16 protein-coding genes are annotated in these 17,707 nt (G+C 65.1%); 9 read left to right on the top strand and 7 right to left on the bottom strand.

What is annotated here, in order from left to right; translation table 11 throughout:
• Positions 1-2: 2 nt before the first annotated feature.
• From meaB to V5279_RS14870, 4 genes are all read left to right on the top strand, one after another.
• Entirely contained in the window at positions 3-995 is a 993-nt protein-coding gene (gene meaB / locus V5279_RS14885) for a methylmalonyl Co-A mutase-associated GTPase MeaB (RefSeq protein ID WP_338698510.1), read from the top strand.
• A complete protein-coding gene (locus tag V5279_RS14880; RefSeq protein ID WP_338698508.1) occupies positions 992-1,639 on the top strand; it encodes a pyroglutamyl-peptidase I in 648 nt (215 codons plus the stop codon). Before meaB ends, V5279_RS14880 begins: the two co-directional genes overlap by 4 nt.
• Before the next feature lie 632 nt (positions 1,640-2,271).
• On the top strand, positions 2,272-3,372 hold the full coding sequence (locus tag V5279_RS14875) for a tetratricopeptide repeat protein (RefSeq protein WP_338698506.1): 1,101 nt from the start codon (positions 2,272-2,274) through the stop codon (positions 3,370-3,372).
• An 850-nt stretch (positions 3,373-4,222) separates the two neighbouring features.
• On the top strand, positions 4,223-5,593 hold the full coding sequence (locus tag V5279_RS14870; RefSeq protein ID WP_338698504.1) for a TIGR03808 family TAT-translocated repetitive protein: 1,371 nt from the start codon (positions 4,223-4,225) through the stop codon (positions 5,591-5,593).
• A 31-nt stretch (positions 5,594-5,624) separates the two neighbouring features.
• On the opposite strand, the gene V5279_RS14865 is transcribed toward V5279_RS14870, so the two are convergent.
• The 4 genes from V5279_RS14865 to V5279_RS14850 form a co-directional block, all read right to left on the bottom strand.
• Complete coding sequence (locus V5279_RS14865; protein WP_338698502.1) at positions 5,625-5,936, bottom strand: hypothetical protein; 312 nt, start codon at positions 5,934-5,936, stop codon at positions 5,625-5,627.
• Entirely contained in the window at positions 5,937-6,122 is a 186-nt protein-coding gene (locus V5279_RS14860; RefSeq protein ID WP_338698500.1) for a TIGR03809 family protein, read from the bottom strand.
• A 785-nt stretch (positions 6,123-6,907) separates the two neighbouring features.
• Positions 6,908-7,645 carry a hypothetical protein gene (locus tag V5279_RS14855; protein ID WP_338698498.1) on the bottom strand — a complete coding sequence of 246 codons (738 nt, stop codon included), beginning with the start codon at positions 7,643-7,645 and terminating at the stop codon, positions 6,908-6,910.
• The gene (locus V5279_RS14850) at positions 7,642-8,211 is read right to left on the bottom strand and encodes a sigma-70 family RNA polymerase sigma factor (protein ID WP_029082091.1); all 570 of its coding nucleotides are present in this window, start codon (positions 8,209-8,211) and stop codon (positions 7,642-7,644) included. The genes V5279_RS14855 and V5279_RS14850 overlap by 4 nt, the downstream gene beginning before the upstream one ends.
• A gap of 418 nt (positions 8,212-8,629) precedes the next feature.
• On the opposite strand from V5279_RS14850, the gene V5279_RS14845 reads away from it, so the two are divergent.
• Both V5279_RS14845 and V5279_RS14840 read left to right on the top strand, forming a co-directional pair.
• Positions 8,630-9,778 carry a GGDEF domain-containing protein gene (locus V5279_RS14845; RefSeq protein WP_338698496.1) on the top strand — a complete coding sequence of 383 codons (1,149 nt, stop codon included), beginning with the start codon at positions 8,630-8,632 and terminating at the stop codon, positions 9,776-9,778.
• Positions 9,779-9,838: 60 nt separating this feature from the next.
• Positions 9,839-10,945: a DUF2336 domain-containing protein gene (locus tag V5279_RS14840; RefSeq protein WP_166293641.1), complete on the top strand. Its 1,107-nt coding sequence runs from the start codon at positions 9,839-9,841 to the stop codon at positions 10,943-10,945.
• 99 nt (positions 10,946-11,044) lie between these two features.
• Here V5279_RS14840 and V5279_RS14835 read toward each other — a convergent pair whose 3' ends face one another.
• Complete coding sequence (locus tag V5279_RS14835; RefSeq protein ID WP_166293639.1) at positions 11,045-11,683, bottom strand: NrsF family protein; 639 nt, start codon at positions 11,681-11,683, stop codon at positions 11,045-11,047.
• A gap of 2 nt (positions 11,684-11,685) precedes the next feature.
• The gene (locus tag V5279_RS14830) at positions 11,686-12,231 is read right to left on the bottom strand and encodes a sigma-70 family RNA polymerase sigma factor (RefSeq protein ID WP_029082095.1); all 546 of its coding nucleotides are present in this window, start codon (positions 12,229-12,231) and stop codon (positions 11,686-11,688) included.
• Positions 12,232-12,301: 70 nt separating this feature from the next.
• Here V5279_RS14830 and V5279_RS14825 point away from each other — a divergent pair, with 70 nt between their 5' ends.
• The gene (locus V5279_RS14825; RefSeq protein WP_338698490.1) at positions 12,302-13,207 is read left to right on the top strand and encodes a hypothetical protein; all 906 of its coding nucleotides are present in this window, start codon (positions 12,302-12,304) and stop codon (positions 13,205-13,207) included.
• A 124-nt stretch (positions 13,208-13,331) separates the two neighbouring features.
• Positions 13,332-14,111: an enoyl-CoA hydratase gene (locus tag V5279_RS14820; protein WP_338698488.1), complete on the top strand. Its 780-nt coding sequence runs from the start codon at positions 13,332-13,334 to the stop codon at positions 14,109-14,111.
• On the opposite strand, the gene V5279_RS14815 is transcribed toward V5279_RS14820, so the two are convergent.
• On the bottom strand, positions 14,108-15,970 hold the full coding sequence (locus tag V5279_RS14815) for an acetyl-CoA hydrolase/transferase C-terminal domain-containing protein (protein WP_338698486.1): 1,863 nt from the start codon (positions 15,968-15,970) through the stop codon (positions 14,108-14,110). The two genes, V5279_RS14820 and V5279_RS14815, sit on opposite strands and share 4 nt — an antisense overlap.
• Positions 15,971-16,212: 242 nt before the next feature.
• On the opposite strand from V5279_RS14815, the gene V5279_RS14810 reads away from it, so the two are divergent.
• Positions 16,213-17,631, top strand: coding sequence for a TolC family outer membrane protein (locus V5279_RS14810; protein WP_338698484.1), 1,419 nt, complete (start codon positions 16,213-16,215; stop codon positions 17,629-17,631).
• Positions 17,632-17,707 lie beyond the last annotated feature (76 nt).

Here is a 17,707-nt window from a genome sequence, read left to right as displayed (position 1 = left end):
CCATGACCGCGTCGAAGCCCGCCTCCCCCGACATCCGCGCCCTCGCCAAAGACCTTCGCGCCGGCCACCGCGCCGCGCTGGCGCGGGCGATCACGCTGGTCGAGAGCCGGCGCAGCGATCACCAGGCGGCGGCGCGCGAGCTGGTGCAGGCGCTGCTGCCCGACACCGGCAAGGCGGTGCGGGTCGGCATCACCGGCTCGCCCGGCGTCGGCAAGTCGACCACCATCGATGCGCTCGGCATGTTCCTGATCGAGCGCGGCCACAAGGTCGCGGTGCTGGCGGTCGATCCCTCCTCGGCGCGCACCGGCGGCTCGATCCTCGGCGACAAAACCCGGATGGCGCGGCTCGCCGTCTCCGACCAGGCCTTCATCCGCCCCTCGCCCTCGTCGGGTACGCTCGGCGGCGTCGCGGCAAAAACCCGCGAGGCGATGCTGTTGTGCGAAGCAGCCGGCTTCGACGTCGTGCTGGTCGAGACCGTCGGCATCGGCCAGTCCGAGACCGCGGTCTGCGACATGACCGACTTCTTCCTGGCGCTGATGCTGCCGGGCGCCGGCGACGAGCTGCAGGGCATCAAGAAGGGCCTGGTCGAGCTCGCCGACATGATCGCGATCAACAAGGCCGATGGCGACAACCTCAAGCGCGCCAACCTTGCCGCCGCCGACTATCGCAGCGCGCTGCACATCCTGGCGCCGCGCTCCAAGCACTGGCATCCGCCGGTGGAGACCTATTCCGCGCTGACCGGCGCCGGGCTCGACCGGCTCTGGCAGAAGATCCTCGATCACCGCACCGCGATGAACGCCTCCGGCGAATTCGAGGCCCGCCGCCGCGAGCAGCAGGTGAAGTGGATGTGGTCGATGCTGGAGGGCCGCATGATGGCGCGGCTGCGCGCGGACGCTGCGATCCGCGCCAGGGTGAAGAAGATGGAAGCCGAGGTCGCCGCCGGCCGCATCTCGCCCGCGGTCGCCGCCGAACAGATCGCGGAGATGCTGCATTGAGCGAGAAGCTGCGCATCCTCCTCACCGGCTTCGGGCCGTTCCCGGGTGCGCCGCTCAACCCGACCATGCCGCTGGTCAAGCGGCTGACCACGCTGCGCCGGCCGGCGTTCGACGATGTCGCGCTGACCAGCCACATCTTCCACGTCACTTATGCTGCCGTCGATCGCGAATTGCCGGAGCTGATCGCAACGCACCGCCCGCAGGCGCTCCTGATGTTCGGCCTCGCCGGCCGCACCGAATACCTGCGGATCGAAAGCCGCGCCCGCAACGCGGTGACGACCAGATTTCCCGATGCCGGCCGCCAGCATGCCCGCAAGGGATCGATCGAGGGCGGCGCCGATGCGCAAATGTTCGGGCCGCACAGCGAAAAGCTGCTGCGTGCTGCGCTGGCCACCGGCATCGATGCACGGCTGTCGCGCGACGCCGGCAGCTATCTCTGCAACTATCTGAGCTGGCGCGCGATCGAGGCCGTGAACGGCAACAATGGCCTGTACCTCGCGCAATTCATCCATGTTCCGCCGCTTGCGCATGACGGAACGGCTGCATCAGGCAGATCACAGATCACGCTGGAGCAACTCGTCGATGCCGGCGAAGCCATGCTGCTGGAGCTGGTGAAACTGACGCGGCAGGCCGTGCGCGCGTGAGCGCGAACAGGTCTCGAACCGAGTGCGGGCGCGGGGTCCGCATCCTCTCCGTTTTGGCTCGATCGTGCCGCACTTCTTGCAGGTGTAAAGGTCTCGCAGGTGGGCGTGCAGTCGTTACCCGCGCTAATGCGCCAGCTTGCACCGAGCTTTTCGTGGCGGACCTCGCAAAGGAACGGCTAACCACGTTGCGACGGCTGCATATGTGAGGCATGGGAAGGTCAATCAACCAATGGTAGCATAGCGTTTCTTTGGATCAATCAAAGAGAGACGACCGTGACTGGAATGACCAAGCCTCGCTTTCGATTTCTGTTAGGTGCTCTGTGGATCATTCTCGTCGGTGCTCTCGTCGTATGGTTCACGCTCGTCAATGCACCGGGCGGTGGTTCGCCGTCCTGGGTGGTTAGTCTGATTGTGTCCTGGTTACCGTTCTTGGTGCTGATCGGCGTCTGGTTGTGGCTCTCGCGCAGGAATTGGCGCGGGTCATCCGGGACGAGTTGGGTTGATCTCTGTGAGCAACAGGTCGCCGAATCCCGGCGCACGAATGCTTTGTTGGAGAGGATCGCAGCGGCTCTGGAAAAACTGTCTCCGTCTCCGGGTTAGCTCAAACACTGGCGCATCGGGGGAGGAAGGGTATGCGCTCGAGGATTTCCGCGCATGTCTGGATAGTTGCCTTGGCATTGGCAACAGCCGCAGCCGTCAGCCGGGCAGCCGCGGCCGACGATCAACAAGAGTGCTTGAAAGGATCGAAGGAAACCGCTGCCGCGACTATCGCCGCCTGTACACGCGCGATCCAGAGCGGAGACTACAATGACCGCGACTTGTCCAGCTTGTATCATCAGCGCGGTTACTCTTGGTCGTGGACAAGCTTCGCAGATCGTGTCGACCGGGCCTTCAAAGACTACACTGAGGCGATCCGGCTTGATCCGAAAGCTGCTGGCACACTGCTCAACCGGTCGCATATCTACAACCAATGGCACGACTACGACCGCGCGATAACGGACGCCAACCAGGCGTTCGAAAGCGGTCTGTCGGACTATGGAAAGCGGGTCGGATACGGCGAGCGCGGCTACGCCTATCAAGCCAAGGGTGACAACGACCGTGCCATCGCGGACTATACTAGCAGTATCCGACTGGATTCGAACAACAATGCCGCCCTCACGGCACGAGGCAACGCCTACTGGGCCAAAGGCGACTTTGATCGCGCCATCGCCGACTACGACCAGGTGATCCAACTCGATCCGACATATGTGCTCGCCTACTACAACCGCTCCCTTGCGTACAGGGCGAAGGGTGACCTCGATCGCGTCATCGCCGACTGTAGTCAGGCGATCGCGCTCTATCCAAAATATAGGGATGCTTACTTCAACCGCGGCTACGCTTACCAAACCAAGGGCGACTTCGACCGCGCCATCGCCGACTACGACCAGATGATCGCGCTCGATCCGACGGATAAGGACGCCTACAGCAATCGCGCCAGTGCGTACCTATCCAAGGGCGACTTCCGTCGGGCTATCGCGGACTCCGGTCTGGGTCGGGCACTGTCATGGCTCGCTGCTGTTGTCTTTCTGGCGGTAGGGGTATGGCTTTGTTGCCGAACAAGCACGCGTGCGCGCGGACGGTTGTCCGGGCGGACAGTCATTGAGATTTGCGAAGAACAGGTCGCCGAAATGCAGCGCAGGAACGCGGTCCTGGAGAAGATTGCTGTGGCCCTGGAGAAGCATTCGTTGCGTTAGCTCGGATTCCCAACAGGACGGTCAGGCGCGACGTGTTGCGGATTAATAACCGGCGGTCCATCCTGTGTGCTCGCCCCGCGAGTGACCGCCGCCCAACCTTCCAATTTCCGATTATCATAAATCTTCTTGACACACACCCCAACTCACGGCTATGAATCCGCCGTCCCGCCCGACATGAGGGGCGTATCGCGATCGTCACGAACGTGCGGCGGGATGCGGTGGACGCCGAACGCGCAACTGACGAGTGCGCATCAGGCGGACGGTGAAGTCGTGTGGTCCTGACGCCCTAGCGGCAGGTGTCTCGTCGCAATACGCGAAGGCGTGATGCGAAGGCGGTGACAAACAAGCCCAGTCTCGCCGGGGAGAGCACGTATAAGCCGTAGCCCATCGCGCAGGGAAAGCCGGATTGCTCCGGTTACACCTGTGGTCCTACCCCCGAGCTTTCTAACTTTTGCTCGGGGCCCATGGGTGCGATCGGCACCCGGCTTTCCCTGCGCCCTCTGTTCAAGAGAGGGTGAAACGAAATCCAAAGCTCGGACGATTCATGTCGCGAGAATGCGAAGCTGCGTCCCCACCCACACTGTCATCGCCCGGCTCGACCGGGCGATCCAGTACGCCGCGGCCTCTTGGTTCAAGCACCGGCGTCTCTGGAATACTGGATCACCCGCATACGCGGGTGATGACACCGAGTGCTGGGCTGTTTGACAATGTGAATCGGCTGCACCGGCGATTAACCCTACCGCCAACAATCGCCCTGCTGCGTCGGCGTGTTCACCATGCGGCGCCGCATTTCGCGCTACCACTCGGGCGCGAACGCCACCGCTCGCGTCTTCCTGCGAGGGCATGCACCATGGACGTCAACCGCCGCCATCTGATCGGAGCATCCGCCGCCGGCGCAGCCGGCGCGCTTGCGATGTCGCCGGATGCTGCGCGCGCCGCGGCTTCTACCGGCTCGCTCGGCCGCGAGGTCACGCAATATGGCGTCCGCCCCGGCAGTCCCGACGACCAGACCCGCAATCTGCAGCGCGCGATCGATGATGCCGCGCGCGCGCAGGTGCCGCTGGCCTTCCCGCCCGGCGTCTACCGCACCGGGCTGTTGCGGCTTGCGCCCGGCAGCCAGCTGATCGGCGTGCGCGGCGCCAGCCGCCTGGTGTTCAACGGCGGCGCCTCGCTGCTGGAAGGCGAAGGCGCCGGCGGCATCGTCCTGATGGGCCTCAGCTTCGACGGCGGCAACGTCCCGCTGCCGACGCGGCGCGGCCTCGTGCATTGCCTGTCCGGCCGCGACATCCGCATCACCGATTGCCAGTTCACCGGCAGCGGCGGCAACGGCATCTGGTTCGAGCAGATGTCGGGCGACGTCAGCAACAACATCTTCACCGACATCGCGACTACGGCGCTGGTGTCGTTCGACGCGCTCGGCCTGATGGTCGCGCGCAACACCATCAAGGGCACCAACGACAACGGCATCGAGATCCTGCGCAGCGCGATCGGCGATGACGGCTCGATCGTCGCCGACAACCGGATCGAGGACATCAAGGCCGGCCCCGGCGGCTCCGGGCAGTACGGCAACGCCATCAACGCGTTCCGCGCCGGCAACGTGATCGTGCGTGGCAACCGCATCAGGAACTGCGACTTCTCGGCGGTGCGCGGCAACTCCGCCTCCAACATCCACATCACGGACAACAGCGTCAGCAATGTCCGCGAGGTCGCGCTCTACTCGGAGTTCGCGTTCGAGGCCGCGGTGATCGCCAACAACACGGTCGACGGCGCCGCGATCGGCGTCTCCGTGTGCAATTTCAACGAGGGCGGCCGCATCGCGGTGGTCCAGGGCAACATCATCCGCAATTTGCTGCCGAAGCGCCCTGTCGGCACCGACCCGAACGACGGGGCCGGCATCGGCATCTATGTCGAGGCGGACAGCGCCGTCACCGGCAACGTGATCGAGAACGCGCCGACCTTCGGCATCGTCGCCGGCTGGGGCAAATATCTGCGCGACGTCGCGATTTCAGGCAACGTCGTCCGCAACGCCTTTGTCGGCATCGGTGTCTCGGTGGTGCCGGGCGCCGGCACCGCACTGATCAACAACAACATGATCTCGGAAACCCCGCGCGGCGCGGTGGTCGGGCTCGACCATGCCCGCCCTGTTACCACTGACCTGTCAGTAGGTGGCGCCCAGCAATTTGCGCAGCTGGTGGTCGGCGCCAACGCGGTGCGGCGCTAGAGCATTTCGAGCGAATTGGCCGGCCGTTCGGCTACAGCGCGTTGCGCAGCAAGGGATAGCGCCGCTGGATGGTGTCGAGGTCGAGCACCGGCGGCCGCATCATCGGCTGCGGCGCGTCGGCCATGGTGGGCGGCTCCTCCAGGACTTCGGTCGCCGTCTCCAGCGCGGCCGCGACCGCATTCATCGCGGCCTCCGCCAATGTCGCAGCCTCCGACCGGCGCTCCGGCGCCGGCGAGACGTAGGGCGCCGACGAGATGTAAGGCGGCGGCAATGTCGACTTGCCGCGGCCAAGCCAGGACAGATCGATCGGCGAATTGTCGAGCGAGGCCTCGCGCGACAGCAATTACCGCCAGATCTCGACCGCGGCCCGTGCTTCCCTGATGTTCTCGAGAAAGGCCTGCTCGCTATGGTAGCGGCGCCAGCGTCCGGTTTCGAACAGTTCGGTAAGGTGTTCCAGCCTTTGCTCGGCCAGGTTGCACCAGCGTGCAACGATCTGCTGGCCCCTGGCCACGTCGGTCCGATGTGTCATTCAACTTGCCCGTAGAGAAAGAAACGGACGCAGACGCAACCGAACCGAATCAACTGGACGCGACGCTGATATTCTGTGGAAAAGGTAAATAAAGTCTAACTAAATTCTTAATCGCGAACGGTCGATGAGAGAAGTCCGCTCGACTACGGAGTTTCTCGCGCGCCCCCCGTCAAGTCATCGACTTGCATCGTGGTGATGCGAAGCGCGTCCGGACACCGCGCAGCCGAATGATCCACAGCAATCCGTCGCATGCGCTCGCCCGCGGCAGCCATCGCGTCGCGACCGCGCTGCGCGCCGTTGAATGATCGGCCGCGTTCGGCGAGCCCGTCATGCAGGGGTGCCCCAAAAGCAAAGACCCGTCCGGGGGGACAACCGGACGGGTCAAAGCCATATGGGCGCTTGGGGTGGATGGGCGCTCGCGCCTGATATAGCCGGGGAGGGATAAACCGCTCCCACACACATAAGTCGTGACAGGATGGCGGACGTTCAAATCCTCAGCGATTTTTTTAACCTTTGGCGACCCGGTTCCATCGCACCATTGCCGGCCTTCGACGCCGAAAATCACTGTGATTTACAGCGGAATCATCGCTGCGATCGACGGCGCGGGTTCATGCAGCGCGCGGCTCACGGAAGTGTTATTGCCGGCAGGCGTCTGCGAGGGCTGCGGCGGTTTGTCCACGGGTGCTGCAACGAAGCGCCCTGGTCCAGTCGTCGGCGGTGATGGCAACGTCCCGCCGTCGGCGGTCGTGGCGAGGTCAACCAGGCGCAGAGCGGCCCGACGCCGGCTACGGCGTTTCGACCGCGAGGTTGACGATCTTCTCTTTCTGCAAACGGGCAATCAGCGCGGCGACGCCGCTCTTGTCCATTGCACGGAATTGCAGGCGGAACATGCCGCCCTTACCGTCGACGATCGAGGCCTGGTAATTATCGAGCAGCGTCGAGATGTCGGCGATCCTGGCATCGGGCGCAAAGCGCACCAGGAGCCGCGTCGGCGCCGCCGCGACGCCGGCGCCGAGGTCACGGGTGATCGGTGCCGCCGCACTGGGCGCACTCGGTGCCGGCGCGCTGCGTTCGGCGACATCCAGCGACGCGGTCTGGATCGAAGCCGGCTGGTCGCGCATCAGCACCGCGCCGATCACACCCGCCTGCAGCAACACCACGACCGCACCAAGGCTGGACGACCAGGCCAGCGTCCGCGGCGACAATTTTGCGAAGAACTCGGAGACCCCGGACGACATCCGCGCCCCCACCGACGGCTTGCGCTCTGGCTCGGCATCGATCGCGGCAAACAGCTTCTGCATGGCGCGCGCCGAGGGCGCACCGAGGCTCTCGTTGAGGCCGATGGTCTCGGCATATTCCTCGCGGATGACGGCATACTGCCGCGCCAGCTCCGGATCGGACGCCAACGCGTCCTCGACGCGGCGCGCATCGCGCGCGTTCAGCGTGCCGGCCGCGTGCCAGGGCAGCAGCATCTCGACATCATCGGGTTCTTGACCCAGCATCTTCTTGCTCGCAGCCATCATGGCCAACCTCGCTCGACACCGGCTGCCTTCAGCAACTCGGCAAGTTTCTTGCGCGCATAGAACAAGCGCGTCTTCACGGTATTCTCCGGAATCCCCACGATCTCAGCGACATCTTCCACGGATTTCTCGTGATAGTAGACAAGATCGACGATCTCCCGGTGTTCCGCCGATAGCCCCCTCAGGCATTTACGCAGCGTATCGCCGGTGTCCTTCTTCTGCACTACCGTTTCCGGATCGTCGGACGTGTCCTCGATCGCGTTCGCGGCCTCATCGTCCAGTTCGGCGTCTTTCCTCCGCCGTAGCGAAGACAAAGCCTTGAACCGGGTAATCGCCAATAGCCAGGTCGAAACGGCGGATCGTCCCTCGAATTTGCCCGCCTGACGCCACACGTCCAGAAAGACCTCGCTGATGAGGTCCTCCGCCACCTGTTCGTCCCGCACGAGCCGAAGCCCGAAGCGGTACACCCTGACATGATGCCGTCCGTACAGCACCTGCATGGCGAGCCGGTCGCCTTGAGCGATCCGAGCGATCAGAACCTCGTCTGAAGCCGCCTGTGTCGCGCTCAATGGCCGTCTCGCAAAGTTGGTCTGAGGGGGATGGTGCGTGGTTCGACGCGAGAGGCAAGATTCTTCACAATACGGCAATGTCCAGACCGCATGTGTGATCTATGACACAGTCGGCGATCACAATAAGGAAAAATCGCCCGAGACTCAGGAAGAGGTATCATAATACTTAGCACTCTCGCGGACGCCCACCGTCCGGCGCGACCATATCAAGGCTTTGCCGGCAAGCCAGCGCCCTCGCGACGTCAGCACCGGCACCGGCCCTTCGCAGGATCGCTCACAGCCAGCCCCGGGACACGGATTCCCCTTACGAAACAAGGGTGATGCCCGCATTTCACCGGAGCAGATTCGGTTCCCAAAGATACCAAACCTAAAGGCTTTCCCACTTAGATTTTCGCCGGATTTCACCAACGGCGAGACCATGGGCAGCGCTGCGTCGTCACTTCCCGGCCCGATCACGGGCGCATCGGAAAGCGGCCGTCCCAGGCTGACGGTCGACCGCCTCGCGCGCCGCGCCCGGCAGCGCCGCCAGATCCAATCGATGATCGCCGCCTGCTTCGTGCTCGATGCCGTGGTGCTGCTGATCTACGCGCATGCCGGCACCACATCCGTTTTGGTCGCGACCAGTTACGCCTTGACCGGCCTCTCGCTGGTCGCCGTCTATGTGCTGCTGTCGGAGCGCGGCTTCCACGAGCGCTTCAGCGACCACTATCTGGTCGCGCCGCAATCGGCGATCAACATGGTGAACCTGCTGGTATTCACCTACATCGCGCCGGAAGTCGGCGTGCTGTTCCTCTGCAACCTGTTCGTGGTGTTCGGCTTCGGCGCGCTGCGCACCTCGGCACGGCAGACCGCGATCGTCTGGACCATCATGGTGCTGGGCCTCGCTGCACTCTTTCTCGGAACCGACAAGGCGATCGGGATGCCGACCGGCACGCGGATCGACCGCCTCGCCACCATGCTGGTGTTCGCGCTGACGATCGGGCGCTGCATGTATCTCGGCATCTTCTCCAGCTCGATGCAGCAATCGCTGTATCAGAGCGGACTGAAGCTGAAGGAGGCCTACCGGCGCATCGAGGAGCTCGCCGAGATTGATGAACTGACCGGCACCTCCAATCGCCGCAGCATCATGCGCACGCTCGAAGAGGAGATCGCGCGCTGCGCCCGCAACGGCAGCTCCTGCGCGGTCGCGCTGATCGACCTCGACCATTTCAAGCGGATCAACGACGTCTACGGCCATCCGATCGGCGACGAGGCGCTGCGCACCTTCGCCATCGGCATGTTCGCCAATCTCCGCAGCATCGATCGCTTCGGCCGTTACGGCGGCGAGGAATTCCTGCTCGTACTGCCCGACCTGTCGCAGGATCAGGCGATGCGCGCGCTCGAACGGCTGCGCAAGATCATCGCCGATCTCGACTGGAGCGCGTTCTCGCCGGGCATGCAGGTGACGATCTCCGCCGGCGTCACGACGCTGAAGCCGCGCGAAAACTCCGACACATTACTCGCCCGCGCCGATGGCGCGCTTTACGCAGCCAAGGCCCGGGGACGCAACCGCATCGCCAGCGCCTGAACCCTTTCATTTCCCTATTCGGCGCCGGAGAAGCCGTCGCCACCGCTCCAGGACAGAGTCATGAGTTCGAAGCCCGCGACCGCCCCCGAAAGTCTGCTCGATGAGCTGCAGACAACCCTCGCCCACGGCACCGTCGCCCGCCGTGTCGAGACGCTGCGTCGCGTCACCGACCTCTTCATCAACGGCTCCGTGAACTATTCGGACGAGCAGATCGTGCTGTTCGACGACGTCTTCCAATGCCTGCTCGAGCACATCGAGAACTCGGCCAAGGCGCTGCTCGCCAACCGCCTCGCCCCGATCGACACCGCACCGCCGCAGACCATCCGCACCCTGGCGTTCGACGACCTGATCGAGGTCGCCGGCCCGGTGCTGACGCTGTCGCCGCGGCTTGACGACGACACCCTGATCGAGACCGCGCGCAGCAAGAGCCAGGCGCATCTGCTCGCGATCTCGAACCGCAAGTCGCTGAGCGGCGCCGTCACCGATGTGCTGGTGCTGCGTGGCAATGACGAGGTGATCCAGAGCGCGGTCAACAATCCGGGCGCCGAATTCACCGAGCGCGGCTTCACCCGCCTGGTCAGCCGCGCCGAGGGCGACGACAATCTGTCGACCTGCGTCGGCCTGCGGCCGAACATCCCGCGGCATCTCTATCTCAAGCTGGTCGCCAAGGCCTCGGACGCGGTCAGGCAGCGGCTCGAAGCTGCCATCCCGCAGCAGGCCAAGGAGATTCCGATCGCGGTGAAGGAAGCCACGCGACGCGCGCGCTCGGCGTCGGCAGCCGTGACGCCCGACACCGCGATCGCGCATGCGCTGGTCAAGTCGCTTTACCAGGACGGCCGGCTCGACGAATTCCAGCTCGCAGCCTTCGCCGAGGCCGGCAAGTTCGACGAAACCAACGCCTCGCTCGCCGCGCTCGCCAATGTCTCGGTCAGCGTCGCCGAGAACATGATGATCGAAACCCGCGCCGAGGGCGTGATGATCCTGGCCAAGGTCTCGAGCCTGTCATGGTCGACGGTGCGGGCGATCATCAATCTGCGCGACGAAATCTCGGGCGGCGAGCCGACCGACCTGCAGGCCTGCAAGGACACCTATGAGCGGCTGCGGCCATCCACCGCGCAGCAGGTGCTCCGCTTCCATCGCATGCAGCAGTCCGCGCCCGCGGCCTAGAGCCCTTGCCGTTCCGATTGAATCGGAACGGGAGCTCTAGACTCTAGTTTTGACGCGTTTTCTTCACGCGAACCGGTACCCGCTTCGCTCGAAAACGCTCTAGTATCGCAGCGCCCGCTGTCCCATCAGGGCGCCGACGCTCGCGACGATCGCGGTCGCCAGCGTGTACCAGGTGGCGACGAACAGCGGCGAGTCATCGGTGCAATGCGACGCATAGATCGTCGCCGCCAGTCCGGCCGAGAGCAGGCCTGCGATTGCACCGGCGACCGCGGGCCGCGCCGGGGCGCCCTGCCGGAGCCCGTACAGCGCGCCGACCAACAGCGGCAGCGACATCGCCGGGATCGCAGTCATGCACGCCATCGAGTTCCTGCCGATCAGCCGCGTCATCATCGGCGTACGCTGCGGCATCATCATCTCGCCGCTGATCGCAGCAACGAGGATGCCGGCCGGAATCAGCAGCCACCAGCCGAAGCCGCGCAGCGAGGCTTCCGGCCGTGACAGATGCAGGCTGACCGCGATCGCCGAGGCGGCGAGCGCCAGCGTGACCGCGAACTTCAGGTCGAAGAACGGATTGCGCATTGCGGTCATCACGTCGGGCCGCACGCCGAGCTCGGCGAAGAAGATCAGGAGCGAGACCGGCGCCGCCGCCAGCAGCGCCAGCATCAGCGCAAGACCGACCGGCCGCGCACGATAGGCATTGTCGGCGGCAAGGGTTCGAATGAGTTGATCCGTATCCATGCTCATCGGTCCCGTAATTTCGCGGTCAGGCTCGCAAGCCCGCGGTGCAGCGCGACCCGCACCGCGCCCTCGCTCATCGAGAACTTCGCCGCGGTATCCTTGATCGAGGCACTGTCGACCGCAATCGACTGCAGCACGTCGCGCTGCCGTGCCGGCAACGCCTGCAGCTGGGCGGTCACCTCGCTCGGCGACGCCGTCGGCTCCGGCGTTTCCCCCGGCAGCGTCTCGGCGAAATCGTCGATGTTGACGAAGATGCGCCTGCCGCGGCGGCGTAGTGCGTCGATCAGCTTGTTGCGCGCGATCGCGAACAGCCACGGCGCGAACGGCGCGTTGGTGTCCCAAGTCTGCCGCTTCAAATGTACCGCCAGCAAGATGTCCTGCACGATGTCCTCGGACTGATCGACCGGTTGTCCCGCGCGCGCCAAGCCACGGCGCGTCGCGGCACGGAGTACCGGCGTGATGGCCTTGAGCAGGCGGTGATACGCCGCGTCATCGCCTGAAATGGCCGACCGCATCAGGTCGGTCCATTCATCCTCACGTTCGCGCACGCAGGCTCCTGAATTGCAATTCGGCCGATCTTTCAGTTCGTTACGCGGCAAGCCAAGAGATCACGAGTTCGTGATCATCATCCTCCGACAAGACCGCGCCGAGGATCAGCTCCAAAGAATCGCTCCGGCGGGTTTCCAGACGTCACGGCTCATAACATTGATCGCTTCGACAAGCATCGGTGCTGCTGCCGTCGATCACGCACTGGGACGAAATTGCCCAGCTTTTGCCCCCGGAAGCCCGAAGATTCCCTTTTTCTGCCCCGGTGTGGACACGCAGCGGGGTCTTTTTTCGCCCTCGGGCGGGCGAAATGGGGAGATCACCAAAATGAAGATCAAAGCCAGCGGGTGCTTGGCCTTGATGGTAGCGACAGGGCTTACCGGGCTTTTCATGGGTCTTGCCGGTCCGTTGCCGGCGCATGCGGCCGGTTCGGACGCATCGGCGGCGAAATCCGACACCGCGACCACCGACAAGTCCGCGCCGCAGAGTTCGCGGCATGGCCGGCGCCATGCGCGTCACCAGTCTTCCGACAAATCCGAGAGCAAGAAGACCGCCGGTAACGACGCCGGCAGCGTCACCTCGACAGGCATGCCTGCCACGGTCGCCAATGCCAATGCGGAGCTGACCTCGGGCGACGACAACGCGGCCGCGACGACGGTGAAGGCCAACGCGTTGATTGCCGCGGCCGACAAGCCCGCCGACGCGCAGCCTGACAGCAACGTGGTCGCATCCGACCAGCTCAACGATGTCGACCGGGCCCTGCAGCAGGAGCAGCCGGCGGAACAGCCGCAGGCTCAACCGCAGACCGCCCAGCAGGAGGCGCCGCCGGCGGTCGCCGTAGCTGCACCCAAGCCGGCGCCGGTTCTGGCGAGCAGCGACAGCTCGAGCCTGGACCAGACGTCGCTGATCGGGAAGATCTTCATCGGCTTCGGCGCCCTGCTCACGGTGGCCTCCGCCGCGCGCATGTTCATGGCCTAGCCAGAGTGCTTGCGGCTGCGGCGCGGGGTGCGCCGCACCGCGGCCCGGTGCCTCGTTTCAGCCACTTGAAGCGCATCCCGCCAGCGGGCACATTGCCCGCCAAATCAGCATGGGGTTTGCGTCTATGGCTACGTTCGAATTCATCATCGTCGAAAGCAAGGGACCGGTCGGCGTCATCACGCTGAACCGGCCGAAAATGTTGAATGCGCTGTCGTTCGGCGTGTTCCGCGAGATCGCCGCGGCGATCGACGATCTCGAGGCCGACGACAAGATCGGCTGCATCCTGATCACCGGCAGCGAGAAGGCCTTCGCGGCCGGCGCCGACATCAAGGAGATGCAACCGAAGGGCTTCATCGACATGTTCAACAGCGACTTCACCGCGATCGGCGGCGACCGCGTGGCCCGTTGCCGCAAGCCGACCATCGCGGCGGTCGCGGGCTATGCGCTGGGCGGCGGCTGCGAGCTGGCGATGATGTGCGACATCATCATCGCCGCCGACACCGCCAAGTTCGGCCAGCCGGAAATCACCCTCGGCACCATTCCCGGCATCGGCGGCACGCAGCGCCTGACCCGCGCGATCGGCAAGTCGAAGGCGATGGACCTCTGCCTCACCGGGCGGATGATGGATGCCGCGGAAGCCGAGCGCTCGGGCCTCGTGTCGCGGATCGTTCCGGCCGACAAGCTGATGGAAGAGGCGCTCGCCGCAGCGGAGAAGATCGCCTCGATGTCGCGTCCGGCCGTCGCGATGGCCAAGGAAGCCATCAACCGCGCGTTCGAGACGCCGCTCGCGGAAGGTATGAATGTCGAGCGCAACCTGTTCCACTCGACCTTCGCGCTCGAGGATCGCGCCGAGGGCATGGCGGCCTTCATCGAGAAGCGCAAGCCGGTCAACAAGAACCGCTAACCCGTTCGGCTTCGCTGCAATGCTGCGGTGACGAGCGCGCGATAGGCGCGCTCGGCAAAATGCGTCGGCTTGTCGAGACCAAGCCGCGCCAGGCATTCGCGGTCGGCAGAATTGGGCGGGTGCCGTATGCCCTGCCACAGCAGGCCCGCGAGTTGCAGCGGCGTACGCTGTGCCTGCTGCAATATCTGCAAAGCCGGAATCAGCCGCTGCTCGACGTCGGTGAAATCGCTGCCGAACGGGAATGACGGCAGAAGCCCAGCGTCGCGCGCGGGCTTCAGCGCGTCGCTGATCCGCTCTGGATAGTTTTCGCGATGCGCGGCCGGGATCTCGTGATTGCGCGGCAGCTTGCCGGCATCCTTGGCCTGCCGCATCAGCTCGCTTTGGAAGCGGGAATCCGTCACCTGCAGCATCGCTGCAATGACATCGGCGTCGGACTTCCCTCTGACATCGGCGACGCCGTATTCGGTGACGAAGATATCACGCAGGTGCCGCGGAATGGTTTCGTGGCCGTAGGACCAGCGGATGTTCGACTGCGCTTGTTTCCCGGACTGGCGGGTCGCCTCCAGCGCCAGCACCGAACGCGCGCCCTCGAGCGCGAACGCCTGCGCGACGAAATTGTACTGACCACCGACGCCGCTGACGACCTGGCCATTCTCCAGACCATCCGAGATCGCAGCGCCGAGAAGCGTCGCCATCATCGCGTTGTTGACGAAGCGCGCATCGACGCGGGCGCGGCGCTTGCCGTCCTCGTCGCCGAATATCTCGTTGGTAAAGGACACCGGCATCATCTGGATGCGCGCCAATTGCTCCGGCGGCATCTCGCGCAGCGCCCGGTAGAACGACTGCGGGCCGAGGAAGAATGCGCCGTGCAGGGTCACGCCGCCAATGTCGCGCTTGAGGATGCCGGCGTCGATCAGCCCGAGGAACGCCTCGAACAACATCTCGCTGACACCATAGAGGCCCTTCTCGAACGGCGCGGTCTCGGCCGCCCCGAGCTGTGCGCGACCGGGCGCAAGGCGCTGCATGATGTCGTGGAATTGCGCATTGTCGTGGTGGCGGACCACGAGCCCCTGCGCCAGCGCATCACCGACTTGCCCGATCCCGATCTGCAGCGTGCCGCCGTCGCGGACCAGACCGGCGGCATGCAACCCGATCGCATATTTGGTGTCGCTGATCGGCTCCGACGGCGGCGCGAACAGCGGGAAGTCTGTGTCGGGACTGTCGAGCACCGCCGCAAACTCATCCGCCGGCAAATCGCCGGGCCCGGGCATGAACGGCAGCTCGGAATTGACCTGGCCGATCAGCTTGAATGACGCCCGCCCCTGCGCGCGCGCACGCAGCACGTCGAGGGTCGTGTCGGTGTTGCAGCTCAAACTGTAGCGCGGCACGCCGTCGACCACGCGCTTGGCGACCAGCTGGGGCACGACATTCAGTCCGCGCGACAGCAGATATGACGCCGCATGGGTGTAGTTGGCGGAAATGTAGTGCTGCTGGGCGAATGGCTGATGCAGCCACTGCCCCGCGAGGAAGAAGAACTCGATCACCTTGATGTTGGGCGGCAGCGCGCCGCGATGCAGCGCCTCCGCATAGGCGAGATCCGGATAACCGCCGAACAGGCGATCGATCACCGGACCGATGAAGCGCTGTTCGAGCAGGCTCTTCGGCTTCGGCTTTTCCAGCGTCAGCGCGGAGAACAGCGTCAGATTGATCGAGCGGTCGGCCACCGCGCGCGCGTACAGCGCGTTGACGATGTGGTTGGCCTTGCCGAGGCCGAGCGGCAGCCCGACCACCAGCTCGGTTCCGACGTCACGAACGATGTGCTCCGCGATCGCCTCGGGGTCGGAGAAGAATGTGGGCATCAGCAATGAACCCGGAGCAGGCAGCGGATAACCGGCGCCACAGAATCGGCGGCGGACGGTTCGAGCTTATACTTCATATGACCGTTGCGTTCGCCTGTGACGAACCGGCAACAGACAAGAACTGAAATGATGTGCAGATGTCGCGTGGCGGTTTGCCTGTGGCGGCACGGCCCCCTAAACAGGTAGATGTGTCGGCGGCGTCGGCGGAGGCGGATTGCCGGGGTTTTGGTTTGCGGGATCACATGGTTGAGCGTGCCGCGAGGGTTGGCGATGTAGCGAGGCGCGTGCTTTTGTCGGGCATCGGCCTCGGCGCCCTGGCATGTGCGCTGCTGGCTGATACCGCGGCCCGTGCCGAGAGCCTGCCCGAAGCCCTGGTCAAGGCGTATCAGACCAATCCGCAGCTCAATGCCGAGCGGGCGCGGCAGCGTGCCACCGACGAGAACGTGCCGCAGGCGCTGGCCGCCTACCGCCCGCAGATCATCGCCGGCCTCTCGGTCGGCCTTCAGGCGGTGCGCGACCAGCTGCCCGGCAACGTCATCCAGACCGCGACGCTGAAGCCGTGGCAGATCGGGGTCACGGTGACCCAGACCCTGTTCAACGGCTTCAAGACCGCCAACAGCGTCCGCGTCGCCGAACTGCAGGTGCAGTCCGGCCGCGAGGCCCTGCGCAATGTCGGCCAGGGCGTGCTGCTCGACGCCGTCACCGCCTACACCAACGTGCTGGCCAACCAGACGCTGGTCGAGGCGCAGCGCGCCAATGTCGCCTTCCTGAAGGAGACCCAGGCGATCACGCAGCGCCGCCTCAATGCCGGCGACGTCACGCCGACCGATACGGCCCAGGCCGAGGCCCGGCTCAACCGCGGCCTCGCCGATCTCAACGCCGCCGAGGTCAACTTCGCGATCAGCCAGGCCACCTATGCCCAGGTGGTCGGCAACCCGCCCTCCCAATTGCGTCCCGCTGAGACCATCGACCGGCTGCTGCCGCGCAACCGTGAAGATGCGATAGTGCTCTCGTTGCGCGAACACCCCGCCGTGACCGCGGCCGGCTTTGACGTCGACATCGCCTCGACCTCGATCCGCGTCGCCGAGAGCAGCCTGATGCCGAATGTCTCGGTGCAGGGCAGCGTCAGCCGCAGCCGCGACAGCGACCCCACGCTCGGCACCTTCGGCACCGATCAAGCCTCGGTGATCGGCCAGCTCACGCAGCCGATCTACGACGGCGGCACCGCGGCGTCGCAGACCCGGCAGGCCAAGGAAGTGGCGGCGCAGAGCCGGCTCGTGCTGGATCAGGTCCGCAATCAGGCCAAGACCGCCGTGGTCAGCGCGTGGGTCGCCAATGAAGGGGCCAAGATCGCGGTGTCGGCCTCCGAGTCCGAGGTGAAGGCTGCGGAGGTTGCGCTGGCCGGCGTGCAGAAGGAAGCCGCCGGCGGCCAGCGCACCACCGTCGACGTGCTCAACGCCCAGCAGGATTTGATCACGGCCCGGGCACGGCTGATCGGTGCGCAGCGCGACCGCGTGATCGCCTCCTACACGCTGCTCAGCGCGACCGGACGGCTCGACGTCAAGACGCTCAATCTCAAGACGCCGGACTATCTGCCCGAGGTGCACTACCATCAAGTCCGCGACGCCTGGCACGGCCTGCGCACGCCGTCGGGACAATAGGCGTTGCGGAACCGTTCGCACATCGAACCGGCCCTTCCCGCCCGCGCTCTCCGCCGATAACCTCCGCCCCCGCCGG

Source organism: Bradyrhizobium sp. 26S5, assembly GCF_036923295.1.
In the GTDB taxonomy this organism is placed as follows: Bacteria; Pseudomonadota; Alphaproteobacteria; order Rhizobiales; family Xanthobacteraceae; genus Bradyrhizobium; species Bradyrhizobium septentrionale.
The sequence above is the reverse complement of the archived record's forward strand: the minus strand, read 5'-3'. Positions and strand labels throughout refer to the sequence as shown.

Coding starts and splice junctions, on each gene's coding strand:
- meaB (WP_338698510.1), top strand. CDS start 3: ATGACCGCGTCGAAGCCCGCCTCCCCCGACATCCGCGCCCTCGCCAAA.
- V5279_RS14875 (WP_338698506.1), top strand. CDS start 2,272: ATGCGCTCGAGGATTTCCGCGCATGTCTGGATAGTTGCCTTGGCATTG.
- V5279_RS14870 (WP_338698504.1), top strand. CDS start 4,223: ATGGACGTCAACCGCCGCCATCTGATCGGAGCATCCGCCGCCGGCGCA.
- V5279_RS14860 (WP_338698500.1), bottom strand. CDS start 6,122: ATGACACATCGGACCGACGTGGCCAGGGGCCAGCAGATCGTTGCACGC.
- V5279_RS14855 (WP_338698498.1), bottom strand. CDS start 7,645: ATGATGGCTGCGAGCAAGAAGATGCTGGGTCAAGAACCCGATGATGTC.
- V5279_RS14845 (WP_338698496.1), top strand. CDS start 8,630: ATGGGCAGCGCTGCGTCGTCACTTCCCGGCCCGATCACGGGCGCATCG.
- V5279_RS14840 (WP_166293641.1), top strand. CDS start 9,839: ATGAGTTCGAAGCCCGCGACCGCCCCCGAAAGTCTGCTCGATGAGCTG.
- V5279_RS14835 (WP_166293639.1), bottom strand. CDS start 11,683: ATGGATACGGATCAACTCATTCGAACCCTTGCCGCCGACAATGCCTAT.
- V5279_RS14820 (WP_338698488.1), top strand. CDS start 13,332: ATGGCTACGTTCGAATTCATCATCGTCGAAAGCAAGGGACCGGTCGGC.
- V5279_RS14815 (WP_338698486.1), bottom strand. CDS start 15,970: ATGCCCACATTCTTCTCCGACCCCGAGGCGATCGCGGAGCACATCGTT.
- V5279_RS14810 (WP_338698484.1), top strand. CDS start 16,213: ATGGTTGAGCGTGCCGCGAGGGTTGGCGATGTAGCGAGGCGCGTGCTT.